We start from the raw sequence: 15,395 nt of genomic DNA, 5'->3' as shown, positions 1-15,395 counted from the left end.
GGCCGCCGCCGCCCCGCGACGAGTGGCCGGAACGCCATGGTGCGCAATAATCGGGCCATGACGTTCGCTCCGCACCGGGTCGCGGTGCTCGCCGTGGACCGGGTGGTCGGCCTCGACCTCGGCACCCCCGCCCAGGTCCTCGGCGCGGCCCGCACCCCCGACGGCGACCCCCTCTACGCGGTGGACACCTGCACGGCCGGCGGTCGCCCGATCCGCAGCACCGCCGGCTTCCAGGTGCTGCCCGACCACGGGTTGGAGCTGGTCGCCGCCGCCGACACGGTGGTCGTGCCCGGGGTGCACGGCGGCGGGCCGATGACCGACGGCACGGTGGAGCCGGCCGTCGCGGAGGCGCTGCGCGACGCCCACGCCCGGGGCGCCCGCGTCATGTCGATCTGCACGGGCGCGTTCGTGCTCGCCGCCGCCGGCCTGCTCGACGGCCGGCGGGCCACCACCCACTGGGCGTACGCGGGCCTGTTCCGCCGGCTGCACCCCGCGATCGAGTTGGACCCGGAGGTGCTCTTCATCGACTCCGGAGACGTGCTCACCTCCGCCGGGGTAGCCGCCGGGATCGACCTCTGCCTGCACGTCGTCCGCACCGACCACGGCAGCGACGTGGCGAACCGGGCGGCCCGGCGCTGCGTGGTGCCGCCGTGGCGCGACGGCGGGCAGGCCCAGTACATCGAGCGACCGGTGCCCCGGGACCCGGCCCACGGCACCGCCGCCACCCGGGAGTGGGCCCGGCAGCGGCTGCACGAGCCGGTGGCCCTGCGCGACCTGGCCGGGCACGCCCGGATGAGCGTGCGCACCTTCACCCGGCACTTCCGCTCGGAGACCGGGCTCAGCCCGGCCCAGTGGCTGCTCCAGCAGCGCACCGACCACGCCCGGCTGCTGCTGGAGACGACGGACCTCAGCGTCGAACAGGTGGCCCGCCGGTCCGGCTTCGGCACCGCCACCGCGCTGCGCCAGCGGCTGCACGGACGGGTCGGCGTCTCCCCGTCGGCGTACCGCAGGGCTTTTCGGGCCCGCGCCTGACCGGCCTTCTGGTCCCCACGCGGCCCAGCCCCGGCGACCGCGACGACGGCGACGGCGACGGCGACGGCGACGGCGCGACTTGCGGCGAACCGATTACCTTCCGTGACGCCTTCGCCGCCGCGCACTCGTCCCGCCACTGTTACGCTTCGTCACCCTCCATCCGCCGCGCCCCACCCGTTCCTTTCCCTTTGCTCTGCACCCACCGACGCAACATGGCGGTCTACCTGGGACCGGGCGCGGGGGTGGGCCTTCGCGGGCGGTCGGGCCGATCGCGCTACGTGAGCGTTGCGTATTCGGGTGCAGAGCAAAGGGGTGGGCACGGATGGTGTGGACCCCGGCGGCCACGGCTACGCTGCGTCATCTCTCGATGCCCGGGGGTCAGCGTGGAGGGTGCGGTGTGGGTGGCCGGCGGCGTCGGCGGTCAGGCGCGGTGGGCGTGGAACTGGGGGCGTAGGGCCCGCAGCTGGGCCAGGTGCTTCGGCAGGTGGACCCGGGCGTGCAGGTCGAGGGTGCGGGCCCAGGGCAGCGTCTCGTCGACCCGCAGGTCGACGTCCTCGTGCAGCCTGGTCTCGACCGGCGTCTGCGCCGCCGGGCCCAGCCGGTCGACGAGCGCGCAGAGCCGCCGGCTGGTCTCCCGCAGCCGGTCGGCCAGCCCACCGAGCGCCGCCGGCCCGCCCGACACCGCAAGCCCACCCGACACCGCCGGACCGCCCGGCGTCGGCGGGCCGGGGCCGGGTGCCCCGGGGCCGGGAGCCTCGAGGTCGGCGTACTCGGCGACGAGGGCGTCGAGCTGCGGGCGGTGGATGGCGTCCAGGTCGTAGTACGCGACCGGGGAGCCGGCGAGCACCGCCTCGGTCGCCTCGCTCATCAGCTCGTCGCTGGCCACCAGGTGCGCCACGATCTGCTCGGCGCTCAGCTCCCCGTCGCCGGGCGGCCCGAACCCGCCGGCCGCCACCTCGGCGAGCACCTCGTCGTACGCCCGCCGCAGGGCCTCGCTGTCCACCGTCCCAGTCAACCCCGACGCCGGCCCGGCCGGGCAGCGCTACCGTGCCCGGATCACCCGGACGGGACCGGGCCGTCGGCGCGGCCGGGCGGGCGGGCGTTCAGCGGCGGCCCCGGCGGGCGCGCAGGTAGTCGCTGACCACGTACTCGCCGAGGTCGCCGAGGTCGGGGGTGAACATCCGGCCCCGGGACCGGCGGGCCACCGCGTCGACGAAGCGGCGCAGGCCCGGATCCTCGCCGAGCATGAACAGGTTGAGCATCGCGCCGGCCCGGGTCAGCCGGTCCACCTCCCGGATCGTCGCCGTGATCGTCTCCGGCAGCGGCGGCCAGTTGAAGTACGCCCGGCCGTCGTCGGGGTCGAGGTGGGCGGTGGGCTCGCCGTCGGTGACCACGAGGACCACCGGCTCCGCGTCCGGGTGCCGGCGCAGGTGCCGCCCCGCCAGCCGCAGCGCGTGCTGGAGGTTGGTGCCCTGCTCCAGGTCCGGTTCGACGGCCGCCAGCTCCGCCTGGGTCAGCGGCGCGGCCTGCCGGCCGAACCCGATGATCTGGAGCGCGTCCTGCGGGAACCGGGTCGCCATCAGGTGCGACAGGGCCAGGGCCGTCTGCTTCATCGGCCCCCACCGCCCCTGCGAGATCATCGAGTACGACAGGTCCACGCACAGCGCCACCGCCGCCGAGGCCCGGCGTTCGGTCTCCGCCACCTCGAAGTCCTCGGCGGCGAGCTGTACCGGCACCGACGGCCCCGCCCGGCGGACCGCCCGGTGCAGGGTGCGCACCACGTCGATCGGCTGCTCGTCGCCGTACTCCCACTGCCGCGACGCCCCGCTGACCTCGCCGGCCGCGCCCGCCGTACGCAGGTCGTGCTGGCCACGCGGCCCGGCCGTCAGGTCGGCGAAGACCTGGCGCAGCGCGGTGCCGGCGAGCCGGCGCAGGGCCTTCGGGCTGAGCGTCAACCCGTCGGCGTCCCGGGTCACCCAGCCCTGCCGGCGCAGCTCCCGCTCCAGCTCCCGCAGCCGGCGCACGTCGTCGGCGGCGTCGCGGCCCAGCGTGCGGGCCACCGCCTCGACGTCCACGTCGTCCAGGGTCGCGCCGGGGTGCTCCTGGTCCAGGGCGTCGAGCAGCTCGTCCAGCTCGGCGATCTCGGCGAGCGCCCCGGCCGCCTCGCCGTAGCCGAGCGGCTGGTCGCCGCGCACCCGCTCGCCGCCGCCCCGGTGCAGGTCGGGGCGCAACGCCCGCAGGTTCGCGTCGAGCGCGGCCAGCTCGCCGGCCAGCCGTTCGCCGAGAGACTCGCGCATCAGCCCGGCCAGCTCCTCGCGCTGCCGGTCCGACAGCGACCGCATCAGCCGCTCCCCGGCCGCCGCCCGCCGGGCCAGCACGTCGACCAGCTCGTCGACGTCCCTCGGCTGCTCCGGGAAGAACTCGCCGTGGCGGCGCATGAACTCGGCGAACGCGTCGGTGGTGTCCTCCGACCGGGCGTGCCGGGCCAGCAGCTCGTTGAGGTCGCGCATCATCTCCGCGAGCTGCCGCTGGACCTGCGGGTCGCCGGCGGCCCGCGCCGCGTCGCGCAGGCCGGCGAAGCGCTGCTCCAGCACGTCGCCGCGCAGCCCGTCGAGGATCCGCCGGTACGCCTGCCGGGCCTCGTCGCTGGCCCACTCGTAGCCGGCCAGCTCCCGCACGGCGCGGGCGGTGGACCGGGGCAGGTTGTCGAGCACCGCCTCGGCGAAGCGGGCCGCCTCGTCGTCGCGCCCGCGCAGCTCGTCCCGTTCGGCCGCGAGGGCCTGGTCGAGCAGCGCCCGGGCGCGGGTCACCGCCCCGTCGAGGTCGCCCCGGCGCAGCGCCTCGCGGCGCAGCCGCCGGGCCCGGGCGGCGAGGTCGTCGAGGCCGCCGCGCCCCTGCGGGCCGCGCCGCAGCAGGTCGCGCAGCGCCTCGCGGAGGCTGCCGCCGGCCAGCACCTCCGCGCCGACCGAGTCGACGGCGGCCCGCACGTCGTACGGCGGGGCGAGCGGGTCGGGGCCGCCGCGCCACTGGCCGTACCGGAACCGGTTGCCGGCCACGTCAGCCCCGGCCGCCGTAGACGGTGCGTCCGGAGTCGGTGACGTCCTTGCCCAGCCGGCGGGTCAGGTGCAGCCCCTCCAGCACGAACTCGACGCCGGCCGCCGCCTGCTCCGGCGTCGGCGCGTCGCCCAGCCCGAGCCGGTCGAGGGCCTTGGCCAGCCCCGGCACGGTGCCGACCTGCCGCAGCAGCTCGGCCGAGGCGACCAACTCGCCGGTCTCCACGACGCGGCCGTCGTCCACCAGCGCGGTGAAGCCGGACAGGTCCAGCCCGGCGAGCCGGGCCCGGAACGTGTCGGCGGTCGCGGTACGCAGCAGGTGGGCGAGGATCTCGACCTCCCGCCCGTCCTCGCCGCTCTCGAACTCGACCTTGCCGCGCAGCGTGGAGGTCACCGACACCGCGTCGCCGACCCGGGCGACGGGCGTCTCCTCGCGTACCCCGTCGGTGGTGGCACCGGCCGCGAGCAGGCCCGAGCGGCGCAGCGCGGCGGCGGCGACGGTCTCGGCGGCGGCGATCGCGAACCGGGCCGAGACGCCGGAGCGCTGGTCGACCGACGGGGACTCGCGCACCGCGCGGGCGAACCGGGCCAGCACCTCCAGCACGTGCTGCGGCACCTCGGCGACCAGGTCGGCCTCCTGCCGGATGAGGGCCAGCTCCAGCTCCAGGCCGAGCGGGTAGTGGGTGTGGATCTCCGCGCCGAAGCGGTCCTTGAGCGGGGTGATGATCCGGCCCCGGTTGGTGTAGTCCTCCGGGTTGGCGCTGGCCACCAGGAGCAGGTCCAGCGGCAGCCGCAGCTGGTAGCCGCGCACCTGGATGTCGCGCTCCTCCAGCACGTTGAGCAGCGCCACCTGGATGCGCTCGGCCAGGTCGGGCAGCTCGTTGACGGCGAAGATGCCCCGATTGGTGCGCGGCACCAGCCCGAAGTGGATGGTCTCCGGGTCGCCGAGGGTGCGCCCCTGGGCGATCCGGATCGGGTCGACGTCGCCGATCAGGTCGCCGACGCTGGTGTCGGGGGTGGCCAGCTTCTCGCCGTACCGCATGCTGCGGTGCAGCCAGGCGACCGGCAGGTCGTCGCCGGCCTCGGCGGCCAGGGCGCGGGACGCGGGGGTGAGCGGGTGCATCGGGTGCTCGTTGAGCACCGAGCCGGCGATGACCGGGGTCCACTCGTCGAGCAGCGCCACCAGGGAGCGGATCAGCCGGGTCTTGCCCTGGCCGCGCTCGCCGAGCAGCACCATGTCGTGGCCGGCGAGCAGCGCCCGCTCGACCTCGGGCAGCACCGTGTCGTCGTAGCCGACGATGCCGGGGAAGCGGTCCCCGCCGGCACGCAGCCGGGCGAGGAGGTTGTCGCGGAGTTCCTGCTTGACCGTGCGGTAGTGGTGCCCGGCGGCCCGCAGCGCGCCGAGGGTGGCGGGCAGGTCGGCGGGCGGGACCGGGAGAACCTGGTTGGGCTCAGTCACCCGACCCACGCTAGCGCGGCCGTGTTGCAAGGAGGGGCCCCCTGTTAACGCATTCTGTATGGGAAGGGCCCCTTCCTAACCTACGGCGGAGGCTCCGGGGCGACGGCGGGCCTGCCCCGGGGGCGCGGTGGACGGCGGGTGCGGCGTGACGAGACGGATCGCCGATTGACAAGACAATAGGCGTACATCGATGGTTGGAGCGCTCCCAACCCACCACCTGCCGCTCCCGTCCCGGAGGCTGCCATGAACCGTCCGCGTCCCAGACTCCGCACCGGCCTGCTGGCGCTGGCCGGCGCGCTGCTGCTCATGCCCGTCGCCGGCCTCGCCTCGGCCGCCGAGGCGGCGGAAACTGCGGGTGCCCCCGGAGCCGCCGCCCTGGGCATCCCGGCGCCGCTCTGGACGCCGGCCCCGACACCACCCGCGACGCCGAGCCCGCGCCCGACGCCGACGCCGACCACGGGCGCACCGCACCCGACGGACTACCCGACTCCCACGCCGACCACGGGCCCGCCGTACCCGACCGACTCCCCGACCCCCACGCCGACGCACCCGACCGATCCGCCGAGCCCCACGCCGACGACCGCCATCCGCTGCTCGGCGACGTGGCGGCTGGTCAGCGACTGGCCGGGGGCCTTCCACGCCGAGGTGACGGTGCACAGCACCGGCACCGCGCCGGTGGCCCGCTGGGCGGTGCGCCTGCCGCTCGCCGACGGCCAGGGGGTACGCGACATCTGGAGCGCCACGATCTCCTCGACCATCGACAACGTGGTCACCATCGGCAACGCCGACTGGAACGGCCGGATCGCCCCGGGGGCCAGCACCGCCTTCGGGCTGATCGGCACGGGCCCCGCCACCGCACCCGCCCTGAGCTGCATCGCCGTCTGACGGCCGCCCGACGGCCGGGGCAGCGGCGACGAGCTGTCGCTGTCCCGGCCGCCGGCGCGGCGATAGGGTCGGAAACGTGACCTACCTTGCCTCGGACGAGCGCTACCAGACGATGACCTACCGGCGCAGCGGGCGGAGCGGGCTGCGGCTGCCGGCCGTATCGCTCGGGCTGTGGCACAACTTCGGGCCGGACCGGCCGTACGAGCGGCAGCGGGACATCGTCCGGCGCGCCTTCGACCTCGGCATCACCCACTTCGACCTGGCCAACAACTACGGCCCCCCGCCCGGATCGGCGGAGGAGAACTTCGGCCGGATGCTCGCCACGGACCTGAAGCCGTACCGGGACGAGCTGGTGATCTCCAGCAAGGCCGGCTACGACATGTGGCCCGGCCCGTACGGCGAGTGGGGCTCCCGCAAGTACCTGATCGCCTCGCTCGACCAGTCGCTGCGCCGGATGGGGCTGGACTACGTCGACATCTTCTACTCGCACCGGTTCGACCCGGACACCCCGCTGGAGGAGACGATGGGCGCGCTCGACGCGATCGTCCGCTCCGGCAAGGCCCTCTACGTCGGCATCTCCAACTACGATTCGGAGAAGACCGAGCGGGCCGCCGCGATCCTGCGGGACCTCGGCACGCCGCTGCTGATCAACCAGCCGTCGTACTCGATGCTCGACCGCTGGACCGAGCGCGACGGCCTGCTGGACACGCTGGAGCGGGTGGGGGCCGGCTGCATCGCGTTCAGCCCGCTCGCCCAGGGGCTGCTCACCGACCGCTACCTGGGCGGCATCCCCGAGGACTCCCGGGTGCGCACCAGTGTCTTCCTCAACGAGAGCGACCTCGACGAGCAGAAGATGGCCACGATCCGGGCGCTCGGCGGGGTGGCGGAGCGGCGCGGGCAGTCCCTGGCCCAGCTCGCGCTCGCCTGGGCGCTGCGCGACCCGCGCATGACCAGCCTGATCATCGGCGCGAGCAGCGTCGCGCAGCTGGAGGCGAACGTCGCCGCCCTGGACAACCTGGACTTCACCGCCGAGGAGCTGGCCGAGATCGACGGCCACCTCGGCTGAGCGTCACCATCGGCCCCGCCGCGCTCCCCACGGTGGCGAGTACCCGCTGTTAGCCTAAGTGGACACTCGGCAAGGACGTCAGCCGCGCGGGTCCGTTCAGGCAACGGCCCGAAGGTGCCGACACGCTCACCGGCCGGGTGTCGCAGGCAGCGAGGGGATGCGCGGCGTGGGCTTGGTCGAGACGGCGCTGTTGCGCACTGCGGGCTCGGTGGTCACGCCAGCCGTGAAACGGTGGCTGGGAAACCGCCGCGCCCAACGGGAACGCGACACCTCCCTGATCGAGCTGATCGGCTCAGGAATCGCCGACGACCTCGGAGTACGCCGGGCCGGCCGGCGGTTGGACGACATCGTCGACACCGTCTACGAACGGCTCCAGCCGCTGGTCCGCCGCGGCGAGCAGGCGCTGCCCGACAACGAGGTCGCCGCGGCCCTGGACGCGGTGTCCGACACGCTGCGGGCCGCCGATCTGTCCGACGCGGCGGTGTTCGCCGACGACGTCGACCCCGCGCTGATGGCCACCCGGCTGCGCCGGCAACTGCCCGACGTGCCCGATCGGGCCGGGCTGAGCGAGGGCGCCGCCCACCTGTACGGCAGGGTCCTCGACGAATGCTGCACCTGCCTGACCCAGTTGGTCGTCCAGCTCGGCCCGTTCCAGGCCCGCGCCACCGTGCAGGCCCTGGAACGGCTGACCACGGTCGCCGACGGCCTCTCCCAGGTCCTGGCACGGCTGCCGGTGACCAGCCTGGACGCCCCGACCGGCACCAGCCACGACACCCAGTTCCGGGCCCGGTACCTGGCCCATCTCCTCACCATGCTGGACCAGCTGGAACTGTTCGGCATCGACGTGCATCGTTACCGGCTGCGTACCCCGCTGAGCATCGCCTACATCAGCCTGGCCGTCACCGGGGCCAACGCCCGCAGCCTGCGCCGTGGCGGGTTCCGCTGGGATCCCGGCCGGCTGCGCTCCGACGGCGGCGGTGACAGTTCCTCGGTACGGGCCGAGCAGGCCCTCGGCGCTGCCGAGCGGGTCCTGCTGCGCGGCGATGCCGGCTCCGGCAAGACCACCCTGCTGCAGTGGATCGCGGTCACCGCAGCCCGGCAGGGGTTCACCGGAGACCTCGACAGCTGGAACGGGCGCACCCCGTTCCTGATCCGGCTGCGTGACCACGTCGGCCAGTCCCTGCCTCCCCCGGAACGGTTCCTCGACCTGATCGCCGCCACGGTGGCCGGGCTGATGCCTCCCGGCTGGGCGCACCGCCAACTGGACGCAGGGGCGATCCTGTGCGTCGACGGCGTCGACGAGGTGCCCGAAGCCCAACGGCGGGCGGTGCGGGACTGGCTGCGCGGCCTGCTGGCCGCCTACCCCGACCTGCGGGTCGTGGTCACCTCCCGGCCCGCCGCCGCGTCCGCCAAGTGGCTGAGCTCCGAGGGCTTCACCTCGGTGTTCCTGGAACGGATGGGACCGGCCGACGTCAAGGCCCTGATCCGCCACTGGCACGAGGCCGTCCGCCGCGCCGGGGACCTGCCCTGCGAGCCGCACCTGCTGCCCGGCTACGAACAACGACTGCTCGCCCAGCTCGACGGCAGCGCCCACCTGCAGAACCTCGCCGGCAGCCCACTGCTGTGCGCGATGCTGTGCGCACTGAACCTCGACCGCGACAGCAACCTGCCGCGCAATCGGATGGACATCTATCAGGCCGCGATCGACATGCTGCTCCACCGCCGCGACTCACAGCGCGGCGTCTTCACCGACCTGCCGGATCTCACCAGCCGCGACCAGGCCCAGATCCTGCAGGAAGTCGCCTGGTGGCTGACCCAGAACAACCGTACCGAGCTCACCCGCGCCGAAGCTGAACAACGCTTCGCCCATCGGCTGGCCGGGATCCGGCGTATCACCGCACCCACCAATGCCGTACTCGACCACATGATCCACCGCAGCGGCATCCTGCGCGAGCCGATCCCCGACCGCATCGACTTCGTCCACCGCACCTTCCAGGAATACCTGGCAGCCCGCGAAGCCGCCGACCAGGGACACACCGGCGCGCTTCTCGAACACGCCCACCTCGACACCTGGCGCGAGACCATCATCCTGGCCGCCGGCCACGCCAACGCGCCCATCCGCACCCAACTGCTGACCGGCCTGCTCGCCCTCGCCGACGAGCAACCGAAGAAGGCCCGCAGGCTGCGGCTGCTCGCCGCGGCCTGCCTGGAAACCGCGCCTGCGGTCGAGCCGGAGATCCTCACCCGCATCCGCTCGCACCTGCGCAGCCTGCTACCCCGGTCCGTGGCCGAGGCCCGATCCCTGGCCGCCGTCGGAGAACCGCTGCTCGCCGAGCTGCCCGCCGACCTCGGGACGCTGAGCGAGGCCCAAGCCGCAGCGACCGTGCGAGCCGTCGCCCTGGTCAACGGGCCCGCAGCGCTGGCCAGCCTCGCCCGGTACGCCGCCGACCCTCGCCCTCGCGTCCAACGAGAACTCATCACCGCCTGGGAATACTTCGACCCCCACGAGTACGCCGAGAAGGTCCTCGCCGATGCACCACTCGAAAACGGCGCGGCAACAATCGGCAGCGCAAGCCTGCTGCCAGCGCTGCCCCGGCTCCGCCACCTCACTAACACCACATTCTGGTCTTCTGACAACATCGATCTCGAAATTCTTGCTGACGCGCCAGATCTAGTGGTGCTATCCGTGAACTCAAGGTTCGTCGGAAGCCTCGAACACCTCGCCAAACAAACCGACCTGGGCTTCCTCCAGCTTTCGGCCGGTGGCAGGCAGATAGACCTGCGCGCCTTCGCCACCCTGCCAAACCTCACTCACCTACACCTTCACGACCTCGCGGCCAATCAAGATCTAGCGGCCTTGGCTGGCCTCAGCAAATTAACCACCCTCGGTGTCTCGGGCACACCAGTCACCCGAGAACTCTTCGCAAGCCTCCCGTCGCTGAAAGACCTAAGCATTTCTCCGCAGTCCTCGTGGGGCGTGGACATCCTTGCCCCGCTACCCCACCTAACCGGGCTAACCCTGACGGCGGCCGCAGAGCCTGCCGGCGGCTTCTCTGCACTTGTGGGCCAGCTCAGCTGGCTTGATCTCACCAAGCTGGGCCTCTTGCGGTGCCAATGGGTGACAGACATTCAGCCGCTTTCGCGATTTCCGTCACTAACCAACCTGGATATCGAAGGCACGTCGGTAACCGACTTGACACCGCTGTCGAACCTCACCCGACTGCGGCAGCTGTACATCGGCAACACCGAGCACGTCCTCGATCTCATGCCGCTCGGCGACCTGTCAGAACTAAGAGATCTGTGGATAGAGGCTCCGCCACCCGGGATCGACCTGATGCCGCTGCGCGGGAAACGCACCACCGTGCATCTGCCACGGGAGTTCAAGCTGGACGACACGGCAAGGCCCCACGGCATACGCATCAAGCGCTTCTGAACGCTCAGTCACATCTCGGCAAACCAGAGCGGGCGGCCTGATCCGTCGTGGTCCGCCCACGCCACGAAGGGCGCTACAGCGCCGAGTCGGCCTTCAGCCCGGCCAGGAAGCTGGACCACGAGCCACCGTCGAAGGCGAGCGTCGGGCCGGTGCGGTCCTTGGTGTCGCGGACGTCAACCACGCCGCCGACGAACCGCACCTCCACGCAGTTGGCGTTGTTGGCGCTACGGGAGGACTTGAACCAGCCCTCCCCGGAGTTGTACGACGGACTCACGTCATCTCCTTGGCGATCTGGCGGACCAGGTCAATCGAGTCCTCGGAGCGTAACGCCCGCTCACAGGCTTCCTCGAGGGTCACCTGGTAGTCGTTCACCAGCGTGGATTGATCAATGATGTCGATGGACGTAAGCACCTCCTGCCAGACCAGGTCAGGCAGCCTGGGCGACGGGAACGAAAGGATCTGGAAGGAGCCACCTAGCGCAGGGTGCGCCCCGGCGGCGAAGGGCAGCACGCGGATGTCGATCTGCCCGGGCCGCTCGGTCGCCATCTCGACCAGGTGCTCAAGCTGTGCCCTCATCACAGCCGGGCCGCCCACCTGCTGGCGTAACGCGCCCTCGCCGAGCAGCGCCGCCACTCGGATGGGGGGCTCGGTGTGGAGTCGCGCCTGCCTGGCCATCCGGGCTGCCACCCGCCGCTGCACCTCGGTGAGCCGAATGGTGGTGGTCCCGCCGGCGATGACCGCTCGGGCGTACCCCTCGGTCTGCAACAGGCCGGGCACCAGCTCGCTGTCGTAGAAGCGGATCTCCTCGGCCCCGGCCTCGTAGCCGAGGAAGCGGATGAACTCGGCCGGGAAGAGCTGGGAATACTCGTGCCACCAGCCGCGCCGGCTCGCGCCGATCCGCAGCTCCTCCAGCTCTGCCGCCTCCTCCGGCTCCAGCTCGTAGACGTCGATGATTCGGGCCAGCCGGGCAGCGGGGAGTTTCACCCTGCCCGCCTCCACTCCCGAGACGTATGTCTGGATGATGCCGATGGCGCGCCCGGCTGCCGATGCGGTCAAGCCGATCTCTTCGCGGCGCTGACGCAGCCGCAGTCCCAGTTCCCAGGCTTGCACGACCGGCGACGGCTCCACACGGGCCGACGATCCGCGCGGTGGCGTTGCACTCGATGACGTGACGGGCATTGCTTCTGCCTCTCCCTCGAAGAACACCCTCAGTATTCTCATCACCACTCTTGATAGCAAGAAGAATCTGGTGCAACCTCAACTACGACCACTGAACATGGATGAGCAAGAGGAGGCAGCATGCTGAACGAGGCCAGGTGGTTTGCTCCGGAGCCGGAGGTGCGGCACGCGTTCTCGCTCTGCCAGGTGCGCGAAGCGGGCACGCCCGACGAGTGGTACGACCTGCTCGGGGTCGTCCGGGTGCCCGTCGACCGGCACGCGCCGGACAAGCTGCGCGCCGGGCTGCTGCCCTGGGCCCTGGCCACCCTGGCGGCCGGCGAGTACGGCTTCGGCCGCTACCACGCCGGCTATTCCACGCTCGATGAGGACGGCGAGCCGGACAAGTCCCTCGCTGGCGAGCACATCGACTGGTCCGGCAGCGGTGTCCTGGTCCCCGCCGACGAGCAGCCCAACTCATGATCCGCGCCAACGTGGCATGCGGCAGCCCGGCCTTGACCCCGCGCGCCATTCGAACATATGTTCGACCGATGACCTTCGTCGGGAATTCTCACCAGCGACAACGGCCGGGAGGTCCGAGCCAGGAGGGCAGACCAGGGCCTACGATCGTCCGCATGGACACGGCGATGGTGGAACGGGCTGCACTGGTCGCCCTGCTTCGCCGCCCTCGCGTGAACTGGTCGGAGACGGCCCTGGACATCCAGGACAACGGCAGCGCCAGGGCCGTCCTGGACCGCACGGTCGGCCACTCCGACACCCTCTTTCCGGACGCGGATTCGACCGCCGACCTGATCGACGCCGCCGCCGCCGAAATCGCCGGCTGGCAGGCGGACGGGATTGGCGTCCACGCCTTCTTCGACGCCGCCTACCCGGCCCAACTGCTCGGCATCCGGGAGATGCCGCCGCTTCTGTTCAGCCGAGGTGACCTGCGCCTCCATGATCGGGCGGTGGCCGTTGTCGGCAGCCGCAGGGCAAGCGCGGACGGGCTACGAATCGCCCGTGCCGTCGCCACCACCCTCGCCGGGCGCGGGGTGACCGTGGTCAGCGGGCTCGCCAGCGGCATCGACACGGCCGCTCACTCCGCCGCGCTGGAGGCAGGGGGGCGCACCGTCGCCGTCATCGGCACCGGCATCCGTCGGTACTACCCGCCGGACAATCGGCGCCTACAGGACCACATCGCCGATGTCGGGCTGCTGATCTCCCAATTCTGGCCCGATGCCCCGCCCAGCCGGCAGAGCTTTCCCATGCGCAATGCCGTGATGAGCGGATATGCGGTCGCGACTGTCGTCGTCGAGGCAGGCGAGACCAGCGGAGCAAGGATCCAGGCCCGACTCGCCCTCCAGCACGGCCGCCCCGTCGTCCTGACCAGTCAGGTCATGCAGTGCGACTGGGCCAGGGCGTTCGCCGAGAAGCCCGGCGTCTACGTCGTCCACGGCACCGCGCAACTGTTGGAAGCCGTCGACGACATCCTCAGCTATCAGCCCACCGAAGCCGGTCTGGAGAACTTCCCTGACTTCGCCCTCCGCTGACCAGCGTTGGAGCACCATTCACCGGTACGTCGAAGTCCAGCGCGGTTACCTGCGGAATCCACTGCCCGCGTGCCCCTGGATCTGTCCCACCTGCCGTGGGGTGCGAGGCGAGGGTTACCCGCTCTGCTTCCGGTGCCAGTCCCACCTGAGTCGCTCGGCCGGCGTCCTCGCGGACCTCGTGCTACCGATCTCCTACTCGCCACGCACCTGGCAGCACCATCACAACCTCAGGGCATACAAGGGCACGGCCCGTTCCGAGCAGGCTCGACGAAGCCTGCTCGCCGTCCTGCTGCTCTTCCTGCGCGACCATCTTGGCTGTGTGGCGGCCCGCACCGGCGCACCGCCAACTCATGTGATCACCGTCCCCAGCACCCGCCGCCCCGGCATTCATCCGCTCACCGACCTCGTCGGCAGTCGGCTCCACCTGCCCTGGATCGACAGCGCGGTCAACCCGAGCTACGGGCCGGACGACCACGACTTCCACGCCGACTGGTTCACCCCGGCCATTCCCTCGTCCCCATCGCCGATCCACGCACTGATCCTTGAGGACACCTGGACGACCGGTGCCCGCGTGCAGTCACTGGCCCACGCCCTTAAGGTCGCGGGTGTCGCCACGGTCGCCGCGATCGTTCTCGGCCGCCATGTGGATCCGACCTACACGCCGGCAAAGCGGCTGATGGAGGCCATCGCCGATCCGGTCTTCGACCCCGCCCGCTGCGCAACGGAGAACGGCTGACAGCACGCCGAAGCCCAACCTCGGCTGAGGCGGCTCACCAGACCCGGCGGCGGCCGGCGCGGTGGTTGCGTACCCCGCAGGGGCGGCCGGGTGGCGGGGCGGCGGGGCGACGCAGGCGTACGACCAGGGCGGCCAGCAGCACGACCAGCGTGACCGCCGCACCGGCCGCGACCGGCCACCCGCCCGGGCCGAGCCGGCTCACCGACGCGACCGGCACCCCGGGCGCACCCCCGACGGTCTCGCCGGCCGACGAGCCCAGCGTGCCCGCGTCGGCGGCCAGCACCTCGGGCGCGTCGGCCGGCCCCGACTCCCCCGCGGAGGCGGAGGTGGTCTTCGGCTTCTCCGCCGCCGGGCCGCCGCGAGGGGCCGCAGCTTCGCGGTAGCCGACATCGGAACAGGAGTAGTAGGTGTCCTGGGTGTCGGAGTTCTGCCAGATCGTGTAGATGAGGTGCCGCCCGCTGCGGCCCGCCGGCAGCCGGCCCGTCATCGTGTACGCCCCGTCGCGGATCGGCGGGTCGGTCGCCGTGAGGAACGGCTCGGTCTCCAGGTCGACCCAGGTCAGCCGCCGCTTCGGGTCGTAGTCGTCGACGGTCGAGTAGAGCCGGAACGTGCCCCGGTGCGGGATCGTCGTGCGGTAGCGGAAGGTGAACTTCGCGCCCGCCGTCAACTCGGTCGCCGGCCAGTCGGAGCGTGCCAGGTCCAGCCCCCGGTAGGCGGACAGCCCGCCGCTGCACAGCTCCCCGTCGGGGATGCGCTGCCGGTCCCGCCCGTCGATGCGGGCCACCCGGATGTTGTCCCACTCGCGGACCGCCGCGCCCGCCGACACGGCCGCCCGGCAGGCGGGGGCCGCGGCGTGGGGGCCGCCGGGCCGGCACGCGGCGGCGCGGCTCAGCGGCTCGGTGGGGGCCCCGTGGGCGTACGCCGGGGGCGCGGCGAGCGCCACGGTCGCGGCGGCGACCGCGACGGCGGCGAACATGCGGCGTACGGCCATGGTGTCGACCTCCCGCGCACTGGTACGGACGCGGG

13 protein-coding genes are annotated in these 15,395 nt (G+C 72.5%); 7 read left to right on the top strand and 6 right to left on the bottom strand.

Going from position 1 to position 15,395, the window contains the following annotated elements; all coding sequences use genetic code 11:
• Positions 1 to 57 precede the first annotated feature (57 nt).
• Complete coding sequence (locus tag O7633_RS26960) at positions 58 to 1,032, top strand: DJ-1/PfpI family protein (RefSeq protein WP_282324398.1); 975 nt, start codon at positions 58 to 60, stop codon at positions 1,030 to 1,032.
• Positions 1,033 to 1,453: 421 nt separating this feature from the next.
• Here the strand turns inward: O7633_RS26960 and O7633_RS26955 are convergent, their stop codons facing one another.
• From O7633_RS26955 to O7633_RS26945, 3 genes are all read right to left on the bottom strand, one after another.
• On the bottom strand, positions 1,454 to 2,035 hold the full coding sequence (locus O7633_RS26955) for a hypothetical protein (RefSeq protein WP_282324397.1): 582 nt from the start codon (positions 2,033 to 2,035) through the stop codon (positions 1,454 to 1,456).
• Between the two features lie 100 nt (positions 2,036 to 2,135).
• Positions 2,136 to 4,088 carry a VWA domain-containing protein gene (locus O7633_RS26950; RefSeq protein WP_282324396.1) on the bottom strand — a complete coding sequence of 651 codons (1,953 nt, stop codon included), beginning with the start codon at positions 4,086 to 4,088 and terminating at the stop codon, positions 2,136 to 2,138.
• Position 4,089: 1 nt separating this feature from the next.
• On the bottom strand, positions 4,090 to 5,553 hold the full coding sequence (locus O7633_RS26945) for a sigma 54-interacting transcriptional regulator (protein ID WP_282324395.1): 1,464 nt from the start codon (positions 5,551 to 5,553) through the stop codon (positions 4,090 to 4,092).
• 234 nt (positions 5,554 to 5,787) lie between these two features.
• Here O7633_RS26945 and O7633_RS26940 point away from each other — a divergent pair, with 234 nt between their 5' ends.
• The 3 genes from O7633_RS26940 (at position 5,788) to O7633_RS26930 (ending at position 10,928) form a co-directional block, all read left to right on the top strand.
• A complete protein-coding gene (locus O7633_RS26940) occupies positions 5,788 to 6,429 on the top strand; it encodes a cellulose binding domain-containing protein (protein WP_282324394.1) in 642 nt (213 codons plus the stop codon).
• A gap of 76 nt (positions 6,430 to 6,505) precedes the next feature.
• Positions 6,506 to 7,495: an L-glyceraldehyde 3-phosphate reductase gene (gene mgrA, locus O7633_RS26935; RefSeq protein ID WP_074473555.1), complete on the top strand. Its 990-nt coding sequence runs from the start codon at positions 6,506 to 6,508 to the stop codon at positions 7,493 to 7,495.
• A gap of 166 nt (positions 7,496 to 7,661) precedes the next feature.
• Positions 7,662 to 10,928, top strand: a complete 3,267-nt coding sequence (locus O7633_RS26930) for an NACHT domain-containing protein (RefSeq protein ID WP_278132531.1) — start codon at positions 7,662 to 7,664, stop codon at positions 10,926 to 10,928.
• A 73-nt stretch (positions 10,929 to 11,001) separates the two neighbouring features.
• Here O7633_RS26930 and O7633_RS26925 read toward each other — a convergent pair whose 3' ends face one another.
• Both O7633_RS26925 and O7633_RS26920 read right to left on the bottom strand, forming a co-directional pair.
• Positions 11,002 to 11,202 carry a DUF397 domain-containing protein gene (locus O7633_RS26925; protein WP_278132529.1) on the bottom strand — a complete coding sequence of 67 codons (201 nt, stop codon included), beginning with the start codon at positions 11,200 to 11,202 and terminating at the stop codon, positions 11,002 to 11,004.
• Positions 11,199 to 12,134, bottom strand: a complete 936-nt coding sequence (locus tag O7633_RS26920) for a helix-turn-helix transcriptional regulator (protein WP_278132527.1) — start codon at positions 12,132 to 12,134, stop codon at positions 11,199 to 11,201. The genes O7633_RS26925 and O7633_RS26920 overlap by 4 nt, the downstream gene beginning before the upstream one ends.
• A gap of 93 nt (positions 12,135 to 12,227) precedes the next feature.
• Between O7633_RS26920 and O7633_RS26915 the strand changes: the two genes are divergently transcribed.
• The 3 genes from O7633_RS26915 to O7633_RS26905 all read left to right on the top strand — a co-directional run bounded on the left by O7633_RS26915 (position 12,228) and on the right by O7633_RS26905 (position 14,369).
• Entirely contained in the window at positions 12,228 to 12,566 is a 339-nt protein-coding gene (locus O7633_RS26915) for a hypothetical protein (RefSeq protein WP_278132525.1), read from the top strand.
• A gap of 152 nt (positions 12,567 to 12,718) precedes the next feature.
• A complete protein-coding gene (locus O7633_RS26910; RefSeq protein ID WP_278132523.1) occupies positions 12,719 to 13,633 on the top strand; it encodes a DNA-processing protein DprA in 915 nt (304 codons plus the stop codon).
• Positions 13,634 to 13,811: 178 nt separating this feature from the next.
• A complete protein-coding gene (locus O7633_RS26905; RefSeq protein ID WP_278132522.1) occupies positions 13,812 to 14,369 on the top strand; it encodes a hypothetical protein in 558 nt (185 codons plus the stop codon).
• A 34-nt stretch (positions 14,370 to 14,403) separates the two neighbouring features.
• Here the strand turns inward: O7633_RS26905 and O7633_RS26900 are convergent, their stop codons facing one another.
• On the bottom strand, positions 14,404 to 15,360 hold the full coding sequence (locus O7633_RS26900) for a lytic polysaccharide monooxygenase (RefSeq protein ID WP_282324393.1): 957 nt from the start codon (positions 15,358 to 15,360) through the stop codon (positions 14,404 to 14,406).
• Positions 15,361 to 15,395 lie beyond the last annotated feature (35 nt).

It is taken from the genome of Micromonospora sp. WMMD712 (assembly GCF_029581295.1).
Taxonomy (GTDB): Bacteria; Actinomycetota; Actinomycetes; order Mycobacteriales; family Micromonosporaceae; genus Micromonospora; species Micromonospora carbonacea.
The sequence above is the reverse complement of the archived record's forward strand: the minus strand, read 5'-3'. Positions and strand labels throughout refer to the sequence as shown.

What these genes read in the sequence shown, in the direction of transcription:
- O7633_RS26960 (WP_282324398.1), top strand. Translation starts at nt 58, where the DNA reads ATGACGTTCGCTCCGCACCGGGTCGCGGTGCTCGCCGTGGACCGGGTG.
- O7633_RS26940 (WP_282324394.1), top strand. Translation starts at nt 5,788, where the DNA reads ATGAACCGTCCGCGTCCCAGACTCCGCACCGGCCTGCTGGCGCTGGCC.
- O7633_RS26915 (WP_278132525.1), top strand. Translation starts at nt 12,228, where the DNA reads ATGCTGAACGAGGCCAGGTGGTTTGCTCCGGAGCCGGAGGTGCGGCAC.
- O7633_RS26910 (WP_278132523.1), top strand. Translation starts at nt 12,719, where the DNA reads ATGGACACGGCGATGGTGGAACGGGCTGCACTGGTCGCCCTGCTTCGC.
- O7633_RS26900 (WP_282324393.1), bottom strand. Translation starts at nt 15,360, where the DNA reads ATGGCCGTACGCCGCATGTTCGCCGCCGTCGCGGTCGCCGCCGCGACC.